General features: G+C 34.7%; 13 protein-coding genes and 1 pseudogene. 3 read left to right on the top strand and 11 right to left on the bottom strand.

The genetic code is table 11. The annotated features are described in order from the left end of the window. Positions 1-795 precede the first annotated feature (795 nt). The 7 genes from B1B04_RS16175 to B1B04_RS16140 all read right to left on the bottom strand — a co-directional run bounded on the left by B1B04_RS16175 (position 796) and on the right by B1B04_RS16140 (position 6,367). The gene (locus tag B1B04_RS16175; protein WP_079562448.1) at positions 796-1,452 is read right to left on the bottom strand and encodes a hypothetical protein; all 657 of its coding nucleotides are present in this window, start codon (positions 1,450-1,452) and stop codon (positions 796-798) included. A 161-nt stretch (positions 1,453-1,613) separates the two neighbouring features. Further along, the gene (locus tag B1B04_RS16170) at positions 1,614-2,027 is read right to left on the bottom strand and encodes a MarR family transcriptional regulator (RefSeq protein ID WP_079562447.1); all 414 of its coding nucleotides are present in this window, start codon (positions 2,025-2,027) and stop codon (positions 1,614-1,616) included. A 294-nt stretch (positions 2,028-2,321) separates the two neighbouring features. Continuing rightward, a complete protein-coding gene (locus B1B04_RS16165) occupies positions 2,322-3,353 on the bottom strand; it encodes an alpha/beta fold hydrolase (RefSeq protein ID WP_079562446.1) in 1,032 nt (343 codons plus the stop codon). 39 nt (positions 3,354-3,392) lie between these two features. Beyond that, positions 3,393-4,052: a hypothetical protein gene (locus B1B04_RS16160; RefSeq protein WP_079562445.1), complete on the bottom strand. Its 660-nt coding sequence runs from the start codon at positions 4,050-4,052 to the stop codon at positions 3,393-3,395. A 3-nt stretch (positions 4,053-4,055) separates the two neighbouring features. Then, positions 4,056-4,463, bottom strand: coding sequence for a permease prefix domain 1-containing protein (locus B1B04_RS16155; protein ID WP_079562444.1), 408 nt, complete (start codon positions 4,461-4,463; stop codon positions 4,056-4,058). After that, complete coding sequence (locus B1B04_RS16150) at positions 4,460-4,789, bottom strand: PadR family transcriptional regulator (protein ID WP_053482886.1); 330 nt, start codon at positions 4,787-4,789, stop codon at positions 4,460-4,462. Before B1B04_RS16150 ends, B1B04_RS16155 begins: the two co-directional genes overlap by 4 nt. Positions 4,790-5,176: 387 nt before the next feature. Then, on the bottom strand, positions 5,177-6,367 hold the full coding sequence (locus tag B1B04_RS16140; RefSeq protein ID WP_079562442.1) for a M14 family metallopeptidase: 1,191 nt from the start codon (positions 6,365-6,367) through the stop codon (positions 5,177-5,179). A 550-nt stretch (positions 6,368-6,917) separates the two neighbouring features. Between B1B04_RS16140 and B1B04_RS16135 the strand changes: the two genes are divergently transcribed. After that, complete coding sequence (locus tag B1B04_RS16135) at positions 6,918-9,659, top strand: ATP-binding protein (RefSeq protein WP_079562441.1); 2,742 nt, start codon at positions 6,918-6,920, stop codon at positions 9,657-9,659. 4 nt (positions 9,660-9,663) lie between these two features. Then, a complete protein-coding gene (locus B1B04_RS16130) occupies positions 9,664-10,503 on the top strand; it encodes a CheR family methyltransferase (protein WP_079562440.1) in 840 nt (279 codons plus the stop codon). Positions 10,504-10,573: 70 nt separating this feature from the next. Here B1B04_RS16130 and B1B04_RS16125 read toward each other — a convergent pair. The 3 genes and pseudogenes from B1B04_RS16125 to psiE all read right to left on the bottom strand — a co-directional run bounded on the left by B1B04_RS16125 (position 10,574) and on the right by psiE (position 13,933). Continuing rightward, positions 10,574-11,708: pseudogene (locus B1B04_RS16125) on the bottom strand (SpoIIE family protein phosphatase). Between the two features lie 163 nt (positions 11,709-11,871). After that, complete coding sequence (locus B1B04_RS16120) at positions 11,872-12,882, bottom strand: HAAS signaling domain-containing protein (protein WP_079562439.1); 1,011 nt, start codon at positions 12,880-12,882, stop codon at positions 11,872-11,874. Positions 12,883-13,477: 595 nt separating this feature from the next. Continuing rightward, positions 13,478-13,933: a phosphate-starvation-inducible protein PsiE gene (psiE, locus tag B1B04_RS16115; RefSeq protein ID WP_079562438.1), complete on the bottom strand. Its 456-nt coding sequence runs from the start codon at positions 13,931-13,933 to the stop codon at positions 13,478-13,480. A gap of 237 nt (positions 13,934-14,170) precedes the next feature. On the opposite strand from psiE, the gene B1B04_RS16110 reads away from it, so the two are divergent. Then, positions 14,171-14,392 (top strand): phosphate-starvation-inducible protein PsiE, encoded by a 222-nt coding sequence (locus B1B04_RS16110; RefSeq protein ID WP_068985751.1) that lies wholly within the window; start codon positions 14,171-14,173, stop codon positions 14,390-14,392. Positions 14,393-14,629: 237 nt separating this feature from the next. On the opposite strand, the gene guaC is transcribed toward B1B04_RS16110, so the two are convergent. Further along, positions 14,630-15,613, bottom strand: coding sequence for a GMP reductase (gene guaC, locus B1B04_RS16105; RefSeq protein WP_079562437.1), 984 nt, complete (start codon positions 15,611-15,613; stop codon positions 14,630-14,632). Between the last annotated feature and the right edge of the window lie 96 nt (positions 15,614-15,709).

The following is a 15,709-nucleotide window of genomic DNA, read 5'->3' as shown; positions in this document are numbered from 1 at the left end:
GCTTTCGACGCTTCGATCACTTTCGAGCAAAAATCTTATTAAATTTAAAGTATAAAGAAATTGGAGTTCATCTGGGTTAAGGTGCTGAAAGAGTATAGCACCCCAACATTTGACTTAGAACCATTTTTTATTGCACAAATCCTTAAGGAAGAGTATTTTGCCAAAAAATAAGCTTCTATTAGAACGTGGAGTGATTTCCGTTCCGGCAGCGGCACCGATGTTGATCACGAAGGCGTTATCACAGGACGTGATGCCCTTAGCCTTCGTTCCTCTATCGCTGATCCCCAAGGAGTTGCCCAGTCGTAACGAAGATCACCTTATATTTAATAGCGTATGATTTAACAATTCTCATATCCACTTTTAGTAATAAGTTGTATCGGGAATTTTTTATCCATATTATCTAATATATTAAAATAGGCGTTAATTAATGACAAAAGCGCAATGAAAAAATATATAAAACAAAATAAATGATTAGAAGCACACCTTTTACTAGCAAACAAGAGGTGTGCTTCTAATTTTAAAATTTAAGCTTGGAATAACAAAATTGGATAGAGCGTTTGATATACATTGAACAAAAGAATAGCAACAAAGAAAACAAGAGTGCTAAAGGAATGCTGAAAGCGATCGGAAGCTCAACACCTTTCCAAACGCTCATTTGTATTTGTTTCAAGCCGAATGTTCGCAAAATACCGGCTACTATTGATAGTAATGCACTGAAGATCAGCCCTGTATAGAGGATAGATAGTACGAGAAGGGCTAATGAGCAAAAAAAGCCTTGAATAATTTTTATGAATGTCATTCCTCTTTCCTTTGTATAATTTGTTGCACCTTGGCGTTTTTAGCAATCGAATAGCTTTTTGTATAGTAAAGTGTTTGTATATGACAATTATCGCCTACTGCTACAATATCTCCGTCAACAATTTCTGCATCTGTATAGGAAAGGTGTATTTGTTCACCTTTAATACATTTACAATTCAGCTTTTTCTTTAGAAAAGATATAGATAACGTATCTTTTTCTACATGTATCACATCTGCAATAAGCTCTCCAATCTCATTTCCACCAGACATTCTTAATTGAAAATGTTTAGCCTCTATCTCATTTGCTTTAACAAAACCGACTGCATGAAACTGTTCAACTTGTAAGTTTTGTTCAATGGTCAACTTCCCCGAACTATTCAATGTTGTTACTCGCCCATTGCGCATATTTAAGCTCCCGGCACTTTTAACCTCATTAACTTCACAAAAATCTTTTATAGAGCAAGATCCTGTACTATTTAAAATCTGCGCTTCAACGCGGGAATGAAAAGAGCTATGGCCATGAGTAGAGATTTTTTTTACGCGTATTTCTTGATGTAAAGTAACAAATCCACGGATATTTAATTGCTCACAGTCTGCTGCTAAGTCATTAATAGAGCCGTTAGTAAGGGTTACTGTACGTAGTTTTTGAATCACGGATAACCACCTCATTTTAATTTAATTAATATATATTTTAATTATTAAAATATATATTAATTAAATTATATGCTGCTTTGTTTTGTCAAGAACAAAATAATTGTCACGAGCTTTTTATAGGTTTCTGGGCAATAAAAAAAGGATTTCAATTTCATGAAATCCTAAAAAATTTTATTCATTAGCTGATTAACCTCACGCAATATTTTTGCCATGTCTATCAGTTTTTCCTGTGGAAACTTTAAAAATAAATCTTGAACCTTTAATTCACCGCTATTAGTTAATACCATTTTTACAACACGACGATCTTCTTGCTCTCTAATCCGTTCTACAAATTCTAATTTCTCAAGTTTATCGCACATGGATGTAACGGCTCCTGGCGTCACGCTAAAGAACTCAGCAATTTCTGTTGCCTTCATACCGTCATTAATCTTTAGCTGAAGTAGGAGGATTAATTGGTTTTGCGACAATGAGTCTCCCTCAGATAAGAGATTTACAAACATTTTTGATTTATTCTGTATTTCAAGCATCTCTCTCATAATCGTTTCCACATTGTGCAATTGCTCATTTTTTGACATAATATCACAGCCCGTTAAATATTTAATAACTAAATTATATAGTAAATAAATAATGTGAGCTACAGCAAACGTTGCTATTGACTATATCGATAACTTCGATTGCTGTTATCCCCAAGGAGTCGCCCAGCCTCCACTCCAATCAACTTAAATCCAGGCATATGAAAAATGGATTAATCAAAACACGCTCTTATTAAATAAATAGGGCAGATTAATTTCTTGAAAAACCCATATTGTTAGAATACACCCGCTAAGAATTGGACTGGATTCAAGATTATGAAATTAATACAATTGCATTTACTTTATAAAAGTATCGCACATCCATTCATAAAATTTTTCCTTCTCTTCAAATTGTGGATAATGTGCTGATTGTTCATAGGTAATAAATTCTTTTTTATCGGCTTCAATAATATCAAAGTAGTTTTTTGCTGCATTAGATGAAGTTTGATAATCATACTTACCCATAACAAAATAGCATGGTAATTCGAGCTTGTTTACTTTAGTAGGTAACGGATTTTTGATTGTTTCCTCTAATAAAGTCTTTTGAGAGTAGGATAGCCCATAGTTGTAACGAATCACATCTAATAAGTTATACTCACGACTGAATAACATACTTATGATATTCCCATCAGGGTTATCAATAAGTCTTGAAGATCCACCATATTTTCCAACATACGTACGTGGGGTAAATATATCGCCATTTTTAATTTTTCCAGTTAACTCTTGTAAATCTTGAACATCATCTGTATTGCCAGCTTTTTCTGCTTGCTTAATAACGTAATTCAAACTGTCAATCTCGCTTTCTACTGTATCACTCATCTGTCCAATTCCAACATATGCTGTAAATTTTTCAGGAGCTTTAGAGGCAGCTTGCGTTGCAATATACGTACCATAAGAATGGCCAATTAAGATTACTTTTTCTTTGCCAAGACGATCTGATATATAATCCGTCAAGGCCAATAAGTCATCTACGAGTAAGTCTGCTGAAAGATTAGAATAATCCTTAAAAAAATGATATGATTTTCCGCTTGCTCTTTGGTCGTAATTCACGACCGTAAAATTGTTTTCCAATAAGTTTTGATACTTACTGGCATACGGTATTTCTGAACATCCAGGCCCTCCATGGACAAAAATAATAACGGGATTATCCTGATCTTTGCCACGTATCATAACTTCATGATTACTTCCATTTATCTCTACTTGCTCTAATGCACTTACACTGTTAGTACCTTTAATATGGGCAGTCCATGTAGGGAATAAAAGCGCTATTATGAGTAATATGATAGTAATTATTCCAGTAAATTTTATAAATTTCATTATCTTTTTCATCTAATTCCCCTCTGTGAATGTGAATTATAATCGAAATTTTCAAATTCTTTTAGGAAGAGTTGTTGAATTGTACATTTTTCTTTTATAAACGTAGAAGTACATACTAAGGGGCCACCAAAGGGCGACAAATATTGGATAAAATGCCCATATTACGTTTGGAGAAGAGACAACGTTTACTGTAATAAAAAAGATGCTGATCAGCATTGTAGCGGTAACAGAGAATGCTACAAACGTTTTTCTTTGTGCGTGGTATAAAGCTAATGGCCACCAAATGACTAAAAATGCAGGATAAATCGCCCAAGGGTATGGATGGGATAAAATAATATTTAATAAAGAATAATAAATGATGGTACTTGCACAGCCGATCAGCGCAATTTTTAATGTTTTTGCTTTTTCTTCTAAATACATAAGAATTGGCCACCAGATGATTGGATAAACTGCATAAATGAACCATATATAATCGGGGGAGTATAAATAATTTTCAATGATAAGAAAAGCAATAATCATAGCACTGCAAACTAGAGAATATTGTTTATACATTCTTTTAGACATGAAAAATAAAGTAATGGGCCATAGCAGAACAAGTAAACACGGGTAAATGAACCAAATCGTCTGAGGTGATGTCGTATAATTGACGATTCCTAAAAAAATCATTGTCATTAAACTACCAACAATCGAAAAGCTAATAAAGTTCTTCATGTTTTATTCACTCCATTTCTTACGTGACCAAACAAAGTACATAGATAAGGGCCACCATAAAATTGCGAAGATCGGATAGATTGCCCATATTGTATGTGGCGTATAGTAGAGATTAATAAATATAAAAAATACAATAATTAAGCCGCTACCCCATATAGAGAATTCTAAATTTAATTTAGCCATGTTTTTCTTTTCGGGCTCTTTCACACCTAATTCCTTTTTTAAATCTTCAATATCTCCAAACTCTACGATTGCTTTGTTAATGGCATCCTCTTGTTCTTTCCCTTGATCCATCAAATAATATACTTTTTCTTCAAGATTTTGAATGATTTCTTGTTTAACCATCTCGGTTTCTTTATTACGAGGAATGTCTTTAAAAAGCTCATCAATATGGTTTTTTATTTTTTTCATTCTAAGCCCTCCATAAATAAGTCGATAATTTCTTTTACTTCCGACCACTCTTTTACTAGCTCATTTAAATAAGCTTTACCTAATGGGGTAATACGGTAATACTTTCTTTTGCCTCCGTGTGAAACATCACCATAATAGGCTTCAATAATTTCCTTTTTCTCAAGGCGTTGAAAAACTGCGTATAACGTTGCTTCTTTAATTTGAAAACGATTATTTGTGCGGATACTTATTTCCTGAGAAATTTCATAGCCATAACGATCTTTCTCTAATATTAGCCTTAAAATAATGGAATCCAAGTGTCCGCGGATGATGTCACTTCGAACCATAAGTCACCTACTTATTTTTTTATTGCTCTATCTGTCAGAGTAATATTAGCAAACATTACTCTGCCTGTCAAAGTAATTTTTCCAAATAGGTCCATATTTCTGCTAAGAAGGATCATCATCAAAACGTGTGGTTGATTTCCGTTCCGGTTGGGCGCTTTGTTGTTGCTGTCGCTACGCTTTCGCACAGACAAAACATTTGCTGCCGCTTTGCTGTCGCTAACAAAAGTCACCCACGACTTTTGGTGATGAACTATCAAGAAGCAATCAATCAGAGGTTAAAAAATCCCCATTCACTTTAGAAGTAAAAGGGGATTGGGGATATTTATTTAGAATTGAATTAGGATGAAAAATCCTTAAGGGGAACTATTCTTAGATTATCGATTTCTATTACATATACAAAGCTGCAAGGAATATACCTAATGTTTCTTCATAGATGTCGTCGAATTGGCTAAGTGGAAGTGGATTTGTACCACTACCTAATTCAACAGTGAATCCAGGTCTACGCCAATCCTGGATAAACCAATCTTTATAGCCTGCATAGCTGCCTGCTGAATTGATAGGCTCGTAGCCACTAACCCGGCTAAACTCATTAACAAGGGTTTCTGACTCTGGTGGTTCGAGGTTTTCAAACCCCCAATAAATGACTCTACCTTGTGTATGAAACGCAAGAACTCTGGCGAAATCACGCTTCCTTGTTAAGTCAGCCATAGCGATTGCCTCAGGCTCGGACAAAGGTTTTTGGCCTCCAAAATCTCTTGGACCAGGTGTTTTCGGATTTCGTGCTCTTTCAAGCTCCCATTTTGCAGGAAACTGGTCGTTCAAATCGACACCATGTAAATTTGCCTTCCAACCAGAGAAATCGGTGTTACCGTTATTCCAAGTAATAAGCTGGTTTTTTAATGCTTCGTCATTAGGTGGTCCTTGTAATACTAAATCAACACCATCGGGATTGACCATCGGAACGATAGAAAGGAGTGTTTGCTGGTAAAGTGGGAGAAGGGATAAACCGCGAATTGTATTTTGATTAGTGAGAGAGAGTAGGTAGTCGTTTATAAAAGTTAAAATAATTGGAGTTGTAATCCATTCATTTGCATGAAAGGAGCCGTTATAATGGACACGCTTAGCTCCGTTCCCAATTAGAAGCTCTGGAATTTCATGCTGTAAAACAGAATGTCCAATTGTAGAGCTTTGTAGAAACGGATAAGTATCGAGTAGTTTTTTAATATCGTTCATCATGGTCGTGTAAGTATAATTTTGGTTACCATTGATGAGCCTCCATGTGATTCGTTGGGGAATGCGAATTGTCTGCCCAATGTGTAATTGATTTGGATTGAGACCAGGATTGACGAGCAAAATGGCCACTAATGGGAGATTTCTGCTTTGGGCTATTTGCCAAAAAGTATCTCCTTGCTTTATTTGATAATTGATTGTAACAAACCCCGGAATTCGAACACGCTGTCCAACCCTTAAAAATTGAGGTTTAATAGTTCGATTTGAATCTATAATTAGTTGAAGAGGTATTTTAAACACTTCACTAAAATGCCAAAGAGAATCCCCAGGTCTTACAAAAATGTCCACAATTGTTCTCTCCTTACTATCAATTATGTCTCGGCAAAATTGGCCAATATATAATATATATGAAAAGAATATGGGGCTTATTAACTTTTAATGAATCATCACCAAAACGTGTTGTTGATTTCCGTTGCGACTGGGCGCTTTGTAGCTGCCGCTTCGCTTTCGCACAGAGCAAAGCTTCCTGGGGGCGTCCGATGAGCCGCTTCACTCGCGTTGCTCGCTACAGGGTCTCGGGGCAACAGATGTCTTTTGCGCGAAAGCGTGAGTGCAACGTAGCGGCAGCAGCAAGATGTTGGTCACGAAGGCGTTATCACAGGATGTGATGCTTTTAGCCTTCGTTCCTCTATATCGCTAATCCCCAAGGAGTCGCCCAGTCGTAACGAAGATCAACTTATTTACATAGTAGACGTTTATCCAAAACTTTTGGATATGAACTTTATTAAATATTCCTCACAAAGAGATTATTCTCTTAACGTAAGAGGAAGAAACTTTATTTTTTGATGTACAATGATATTAGTTATAGAGTTTATGACAGATAAAGGTAGGAAAGCAAATGTTAAATAAATTAAAGATAAGTATACGAACGAAAATTACGTTAGGCTATATTGTTATCATACTTTGTTTACTTGCATCAGTGGTCATCTTAAATAATCAAATTACTTCTCTACAAAAAGAAAGAAATTATATTATCAAGAATGACTCAAATATACAAGCTCTAACTAATCGAATTGAAAAATACATTTTAGATATGGAATCGAGCCAAAAAGGCTTTATGATTACAGGCGAATTAAGTTATTTAGAACCTTATAATAGAGCTGGTGAAAGTTGGGAATTAACTTTTGGCGAACTTTATCAACTTTTAGAAAATAAACCAGCACAACAACAGAGGTTAAATGAGATAAATGCAACGATACAGCATTGGATTACAACAGTAGGAGAGCCTTCCATTAAATTAAAAAAAGAAAAGAATAAAGAAGCTTTATGGGAACTCTATAAAGTAGATATAGGTAGTAAAGACATAGAAACAGTACGAGATCAGTTTGAATCACTCCGTTCAGAGGTAATTGCAACGATGCAAGCCAAAGTAAACGAGTTGGACAAAAAAAATAGTGTTGTAACACTTACACTGCTTGGCATACTTATATTTATTTCAGTTGTTGCGATTATCATTGCAAGTAGTATTTCTCGTTCAATCGTAAAAACGTTAACAGAGGTTACACGAACAATCCAAGAAATCACTGCTTCCAAGAGCAATCAAAAAGGAAGAATACATGTTAAAACAAATGATGAAATCAATGCTCTTGCAGCTGCTACAAATGAGTTGTTGGATGCGCTTGAGAGAAGAGAATGGCTACAGTTGAATATCGCAGAAATTGTCACAAAATATCAAGGGATTTCTGCCATAACCAAATTAACTGAAACCTTCCTTTCAGAAATAGCGCAAAAAACGCAATCTTCCCTTGGTGCATTGTATGTTCGTGAAACTACTGATCATCAAATACAGTTTGAAAAAAAGGCGGCTTTTGCGGATGTAACGGATAACGTTGGAATGGAGAGCTTTAAACTGGGACAAGGCTTAATTGGACAATGTGCTCTAGAAAAAAAGGTTTTAATTTATAATGATATTCCAGAAGATTTCCGTTTAATCGGCACTGGTTTAGGGAAAATACAGCCAAAAGGTATTTTTATTGTTCCTATTATATTTGAAAATGACGTAATCGCTATTGTTGAGTTAGCTACATTAACTAGCTTTAATGAGCTACAGCAGGAATTAGTGAAGCAAGTTATTGAAACCTTTGGATTAACGATCAATAGTGTCCTAGGGCGTATGGAAATTGTCCGTTTATTGAATGAATCAAGAGCTTTGACAGAGGAATTACAGGTACAATCTGAAGAGCTTCAGAAACAATCAGAAGAATTGCAGCTGCAAACAGAGGAGCTGACAATGATTAATGAACAATTGGAAGAAAGAACAAAAGAGGCAGAGTTAAAGTCGAGACAATTAGAACAAGCTAAGAAAGAATTAGAGGAAAGTGCAGAACAGCTGTTACTAAATTCAAATTATAAATCTGAGTTTTTAGCCAATATGTCACATGAATTACGAACGCCACTGAATAGCATTTTAATTTTATCGGAAATGTTGGCTGAAAATAGCCAAAATACATTATCAGAAGAGGAAGCCGAATTTGCAAAGGTTATCCATTCTTCAGGTGGAGATCTGCTGGCATTAATTAATGATATTTTAGATTTATCAAAAGTTGAGGCAGGTAAGCTAGATATTAATTTTGATGAAATGAATATGAGTGAGGTTCCTGTACAAATTGAACAAACCTTTGCACCTGTTGCAATGAAAAAAAATCTACAATTCTATATTTCGAAAGACGAAAATGTAGTCGATATTTTCTATACTGATGAACAAAGATTCCAGCAAATATTGAAAAATTTATTATCAAATGCCTTTAAATTTACAAAGCAAGGCTCAGTTCATCTGGACATTAAACAGCTTAGAGAAGAACAGTTAACAAATAATATGCAGGATGTTAGTGCTGACTGGTTAGAAATCAGAGTTTCCGATACAGGTATAGGGATTCCGAAGGACAAGCATCAGCTTATTTTTGAATCATTCCAACAGGCTGATGGTGCTACGATACGTAAATACGGTGGAACAGGTCTTGGCTTGTCCATTTGTAAAGAACTTGCGAGATTACTTGGCGGCTGGATTTCATTACAAAGTAATGAAGGGCAAGGTAGTACATTCACACTAACCATCCCAAGCTTGCCAAATGGCATTGAGGAGCAAGAATATCTTGAACTTGCTATTCATGAGGTAGGGGCTACCAATGAATTAGAAGAGCTAATGGAAGAACAGCTATTGGAAGCTCACGATTTCTCTCAACAAGAGGTAGAAGTTTTTCAAGGGAAAAATATTTTAATTGTAGACGATGATTACCGTAATATATATGCATTAAAAAATGCACTCGAAAAGCGAGGTATGAATATCTTAGTTGCTAAAGATGGGATCGAGTGTTTAGATATTATGCAAGCTAATGATGAAATTGACCTTATTTTGATGGATATTATGATGCCGAATTTGGATGGCTATGAAACGATGTCGATTATACGTAAACAAATGAAGATTATGGATTTACCGATTATTGCTTTAACAGCGAAGGCTATGAAAAATGATCGAGATAAAACATTAGAGGCGGGTGCTTCAGATTATATAAGTAAGCCGTTAAATTTAGATCAATTAGTATCCGTTTTAAGAGTATGGCTAGTTTCTAAAGGGAGTTAATAAAATGGAACGATTTCCTTTGCTGCAAAAAATGCATACAGAATTAGAAATTGATTTATTACTAGAGGCTATATATCGTTTGTCGGGCTTTGATTTCCGACAATACAATCGTTCTTCTATATCACGAAGGATTTATAGTAGGATGAGGATGAGTAATATCCCAACGATTTCTCGTGTACTTGAAAAAGTAATACATGAAGGTGGGTTTTTAGAGCAATTATTGAATGATTTTTCGATAAATGTTACTGAGATGTTCCGTAACCCTAGTTTTTTTAAGGCTTTTCGCGAAGAGGTTGTACCTTTTTTAAGAGATTACCCTGAAATTCGGATATGGCATGCAGGATGTTCTACAGGTGAGGAAGTATACTCCATGGCTATTTTGCTACAGGAAGAAGGGTTAATGGATAAAGCGGTTATTTATGCTACGGATATGAATGAACAAGTATTGGAAAAGGCAAAAAAAGGAGTATTCCCGATTAATAAAATGCAGGCATATACGAAAAATTATATACTTGCTGGAGGCACCCATGCTTTTTCTGAATACTATAAAACAGATTATCAATATGCTTATTTCCATCCGGCACTGTTAAAAAACATTATATTTGCACAGCATAATTTAGTAACAGATCAATCGTTTAATGAATTTCATGTCATTATGTGCCGAAATGTTTTGATTTATTTTTCACCTGAGTTACAAAATCAGGTTCATCATTTGTTTTCCGAAAGTCTAAGTGAAAATGGATTTTTATGCTTAGGGGATAAAGAGACACTACGATTTGAAGATATTATTTCAAAATATAAAGAAATCGTAGGAAATGAAAAAATATATCAGAAGATAAAGTAATATAAAAAATAGGCTGTTGTCCAAGTTTCTCCATAGTAGAGACTTAGGCAACAGCCACTTTTTATGTAGTTTAATGTACTTGTATCATTAATACACACATATCATCTGGTTGATTCCCTTGTTTCTCCTTAGGCAGTATATGGTCGATCAGACGTCGAGAATGATCCCATTTCGTAGATATTAGCGTTTGTAAATGCTTCTCGGATTCCATTTCACACGGTCCCATTGCCTCCAACACTCCGTCCGTATATAAAATAATTTGCACATCCTCATTGTATTGGATGAATTGCTTTTGCACGTCAATCTCATCAAAAAAGCCGACTGCGCAGCTTCCTCGATTTAAATGTACGAGCGTTTTATCATCAACTAGAGCATAGCCTGAAGGATGACCGGCATTTACATATTCAATGGTTTTTTGTTCAGTATCAATCACTAAATAAATAGCTGTGAAATAAAAAAGATTGTCCTCTTTTCCATTTCGTAAAATTGTCATATAACGGTTTAACTCTTTTATAACTAATTCGGGATCTTCTAATTGTTTCACAGCTTCTCTTAGGACAGAGGAGATAAACATACAAACAAGTGCTGCAGATACCATGTCCCATCATATCAAGCAAAATGCAGGCGTATCGGTGATCATTTATTTTATGCCAATAATACATATCACCTGCTAAATTAGAAGAAGGACGATAAGAGACCTCTATTTGAATATTCTTCTCGTTTAAAGGGGCGCTCAAAAGGCTTCTTTGTACATGTGTAGCTAAATCTAATTCGTATTGTATTTTTTTTTCTTGCTGAGTATGCCAATCTAATTCTGCTTTCAATCGTAAAGCAACCCGAATTCTAGCAAGTAGCTCGGTTTTATTTATTGGCTTTGTAATATAATCTACTCCACCGATATCAAGTGCTTCCGCAAGCGTATTTTTATCTTCTAGAGCGGTGACAAAGATAATTTGAATATCCTTTAATCGTTCATTTTGCTTAATGCGTTTGCAAGCTTCGATACCATCTACTTCAGGCATCATAATATCTAATAAAATTAAATCCACTGAATTTCCTGTTGGATTTGGTGCATCTAACTGTAAATAATCAAAAAGCTCATAGGCAGATGTTAGAGAAACACAGTTATCATAACCTGCATTTTTTAATATTTTTTCAATTACAAATAGATTGACTTGATTGTCATCTACAAGAAGAATGGTCATAATTATTTCCCCTTATTCTGTCTGAATTAGTGCAAATTATTTAATAACTCTCAACTTTATTATACAAAACATTAGAGAATAACGGTATTTTGATCGATTGGGTGAGCTTTTAAATAAGTGTAGGGCCAACAAGAAAGAGTCAGCCCCAAAACGTATTTTCATTTCAAATTTTAGCCTTTTTAAAGCCACTATAAATATCAAATGCATTTGCGACGATGGTGATAGCTATGCTGACGAACAATATTCGATCTATAGCTACCAAAATCTTAGCTGAGGTCGTTTCCGTAATCGCAGCGATATAAGGTACAGCGGGACTGTGTATGAAATCAGGGTGAATAGCCATGAGGATAAAAACAATGATTCCTGTACATTGAAGAAGAGCATTAACTACGGCAATTAACATTGTCCATTGGCCTTCCTTCAATTTCCATAATGTTAAAGCTGCACTTAATACGATACAACTTAAAATAATCGGTGCAAAGGAGAGTAAGACTTCCTGATTGAATATAGGCATAATAAATTTAAAGCCACCTTTATTGTGAGAAGTATAGATTCCTATAAGGTGATGAGCATTGAAATAGACAAAGGAGAAGATAGCAATACCTAAGAAACTAAAAATATTATCATTAAGCGAAATTGTTTTTTCTTTAGGAATTATTTTAACTTTAGTTAAATCATCAGGTGTCCAATCTGGATGGTCCTTTATAAGGGGTATTCGAATGTTACTTTCTCCAGATCGTTCTATGACAATGAAAGTAACTGTAATCCAGAAGAGTACGTAAATGATTACTGAGATAATATGAGTGATAGTTAAAGAAATAGTTTGAATAATAGCAGACAGAAGAGCGCCACCTTCTTCATTATAAAGCACAATACTGTCTATCATCTGTACAATAACTGTAATAATTATTGCCCAAGGAATAACTAATTTTATTGTCCTAATATAAGTATCAAACACTTTTGGACCGATTAATAATCGTGGTGTGTTTTGATAGCTGGATGCAACTTCTACAGGACTTCCTAGCTTCTTAAGCACTTCCTTAATATCTGATTCTGAATAATCTTCAGGTAACATATTTTCAATAGTAGATCTTAACTCTAGACTGGTTTCATCGCGCTTTTCTTTGCGGATTCTTCTAGTTACTTCATGAATATATACATCAATCAGATTCATTCTTTCCGTCTCCCTCCAATAATTCATGCTGTCCTAAATTCATAGCTGTACATTCCTTTTCGAGCTGAGCTATATGTGCTCAACCCATCCTATTTCTGAGTTATTTATAAGCACTTCCTAATGCTCTAATCGACGAAGTAACGAGTATAGTGTAATCAGTTCATAGTTACTTCTGAATGGCTTGAATAGGGGGCTAGCCGTTAAACGATTTATGTAGTTGATCTAAAAAAGCACTAATAGTCCACCTCGGGTTTTTTTGGGGGTGGTAATATATGTTATTATTAAAAACTAAAATTAATGTGAAAAAAATGTTGAAAAGAGCGTGTTTAAAATAAATTCAGTGTAGGGTGGGGATGTATATGAGAATCGTTGGAAAATTATTAAAGGGAGAAGGCTGTATACATCGGGAAGGTTTACTGAACAAAAGAGACCTTTTATACACAATCAAAACAATGAGCATTATTTTCAGTATTATAGGTTATGCAACTCCATCATTTTGAAATGAACCTTAATTCCAATGAGGAAAAAGAAAAGGTCGCCAACGAATACAAAGCTCATTGTCTAAGGTTCAAGGGTTTTGATTACTGTAATAAAGCTATTGTTCTTTTTTCATAAAGAGTGACGAGCGTACAGGTCGTTCCAGTGGTGTAATATTAATAATAAAATAGCTAATAATTAATATTAAAATAATAAGTGAATAAATTAATGTATTAATGGGATGGTCATGCTCTACGATAATTAATCGAATCATGGCTGTAATCCCTATATATATAAAGTACCTTAGTGGAAAATGATAACTCTCTTTAAAATATTTAATAATCATCGTGATAAATTCAAAATACAAAAAGAAAATAAGAATGTTAGCGAGAAAAAGCTTATAGTCTCCGCCATCATTGTTGAATAATAAAATTTTAAGGAATTGAATGAGTTCTTTGCAAAGTAGGAAAGATAAAATGAGCGCTAAAAGTACAAGGCAAACATTTAGAAACAATTGTAAAGATTTCGGTACAGCCTTTATTAATTGTAAGTAAGTCGAGTTCTTTTGGTTCACAGAATTCCTCCAATCTTGTAAATCGTCCTAAGTGAAAATGAAAGATTAAATAGAGAACACATAATCATATGGTTGAGCGTCATCATTTTATGATTTGAATATAACAAATTATCGTAAATGTATAGGTGTTTATTTGTAAAGTTTTGGTATATGTTAATGAAAGAAAGTTTTCAAAATAAATTAGCTGTATGCTAAAATAGATGTGCATGAATATAAAATTTAAAAGGGGTTTTTAAAATGGCTAAAGCAGCAAAAACAGGAAAAATCACACCAGAGCGTTTAGAGGAAGCATTAAACGTACGTGATCGTCTTATTATCGAGTTACTAGTACAAGTACTTGATGAAAAGCTTGTAATTGAACGTCCAGTATTACGTGAGCGTGTAGCAAACCTTGTAGACCTTTCTGATCATGATGAAGAATTAAAAGAAACGATCCACGCTGTTATTAACAAACTATAATTTTAAGGAAAATGCTACACGTAATCGGTAGCATTTTTTCTTTTGTTGAAAAGGTTCGTTTTCAATAAAAGAATCGGACAGTCAAGAGTCGAGAATGCTCAAGTAGCCTGAAAAACTAATCGAGTAACAGGCTAACCAAGAACCACAATTGCTCATTATTTGACCATAGGAGAAACGGAATCCAACAAAAAACCCAAACAAGAATGGAATAAATTCTTGTTTGGGTTCTTCTAGTTTTTAGTATACTTTATCTCCATTAAAAATAGAGTTTTTCACAATTACGTAATCTACATTTCGAATGGCATCTAGTTTATTGCCACCTGCATAAGAAATAGACGATTGAAGATCTTGCTGCATTTCAATTAAAGTATCTTTGATGCTGCCTTTATGTTCAACAAACATCTTTTTACCTTCAACATTTTTACGTTCGCCTTTTTGGAATTCCGAAGCAGATCCGAAGTATTCCTTCACAGTTTTACCGTCGATTTCGATTGTTTCACCAGGTGACTCCTCGTGACCTGCAAATAATGAGCCAACCATCACCATTGAAGCACCAAAGCGGACCGATTTTGCAATATCACCATGTGTACGAATACCACCATCAGCGATAATTGGCTTTGTAGCAGCTTTTGCACACCAGCGTAGTGCAGCTAGCTGCCAACCACCTGTACCAAAACCAGTTTTGATTTTAGTAATACATACTTTACCAGGTCCAATACCAACTTTTGTTGCATCTGCACCAGCATTTTCAAGTTCACGAACTGCCTCAGGTGTGCCCACATTACCAGCAATCACAAAGCTAGTTGGTAGATGTTTTTTAATATGCTGAATCATACGAATAACAGCATTTGAATGACCATGTGCAATATCGATTGTCATAAAATCAGGCACTACATTAGCAGCTGCTAATTCTTCAATAAATGTGTATTCTTCATCTTTTACACCAACACTAATTGATGCGATTAAGCCACGAGCTTGCATACCTTTGATGAAATCGATACGAGTTTCTGGATTAAAACGGTGCATGATATAAAAGTAACCGTTTTCAGCAAGCTTCACAGCAAGGCTTTCGTCGATAATTGTTTGCATGTTTGCTGGTACAACAGGAAGCTTGAATGTATGACCGCCTAAAGTAACAGAAGTATCACATTCTGAGCGACTTTCTACAATACATTTTGCGGGAATTAGCTGAATATCCTCATAGTCAAATACGTTATCCATTGTAAACACTCCTAAAATACGAATATTTTTTAAGTTTTGATTTAAATTGTTCGTCATTTGGTAATTTACATTATTTTCGAGTAAATGTCAAAGCTT

The organism is Lysinibacillus sp. KCTC 33748 (assembly GCF_002237755.1).
Lineage (GTDB): Bacteria > Bacillota > Bacilli > Bacillales_A > Planococcaceae > Lysinibacillus.
Note: the sequence above shows the minus strand (reverse complement) of the source record. Positions and strands in the feature narration are given on the sequence as shown.

Coding starts and splice junctions, on each gene's coding strand:
- B1B04_RS16165 (WP_079562446.1), bottom strand. CDS start 3,353: ATGAAAAAGATAATGAAATTTATAAAATTTACTGGAATAATTACTATC.
- B1B04_RS16120 (WP_079562439.1), bottom strand. CDS start 12,882: ATGAATCTGATTGATGTATATATTCATGAAGTAACTAGAAGAATCCGC.
- guaC (WP_079562437.1), bottom strand. CDS start 15,613: ATGGATAACGTATTTGACTATGAGGATATTCAGCTAATTCCCGCAAAA.
- B1B04_RS16160 (WP_079562445.1), bottom strand. CDS start 4,052: ATGAAGAACTTTATTAGCTTTTCGATTGTTGGTAGTTTAATGACAATG.
- B1B04_RS16150 (WP_053482886.1), bottom strand. CDS start 4,789: ATGGTTCGAAGTGACATCATCCGCGGACACTTGGATTCCATTATTTTA.
- B1B04_RS16155 (WP_079562444.1), bottom strand. CDS start 4,463: ATGAAAAAAATAAAAAACCATATTGATGAGCTTTTTAAAGACATTCCT.
- B1B04_RS16135 (WP_079562441.1), top strand. CDS start 6,918: ATGTTAAATAAATTAAAGATAAGTATACGAACGAAAATTACGTTAGGC.
- B1B04_RS16110 (WP_068985751.1), top strand. CDS start 14,171: ATGGCTAAAGCAGCAAAAACAGGAAAAATCACACCAGAGCGTTTAGAG.
- B1B04_RS16170 (WP_079562447.1), bottom strand. CDS start 2,027: ATGTCAAAAAATGAGCAATTGCACAATGTGGAAACGATTATGAGAGAG.
- B1B04_RS16130 (WP_079562440.1), top strand. CDS start 9,664: ATGGAACGATTTCCTTTGCTGCAAAAAATGCATACAGAATTAGAAATT.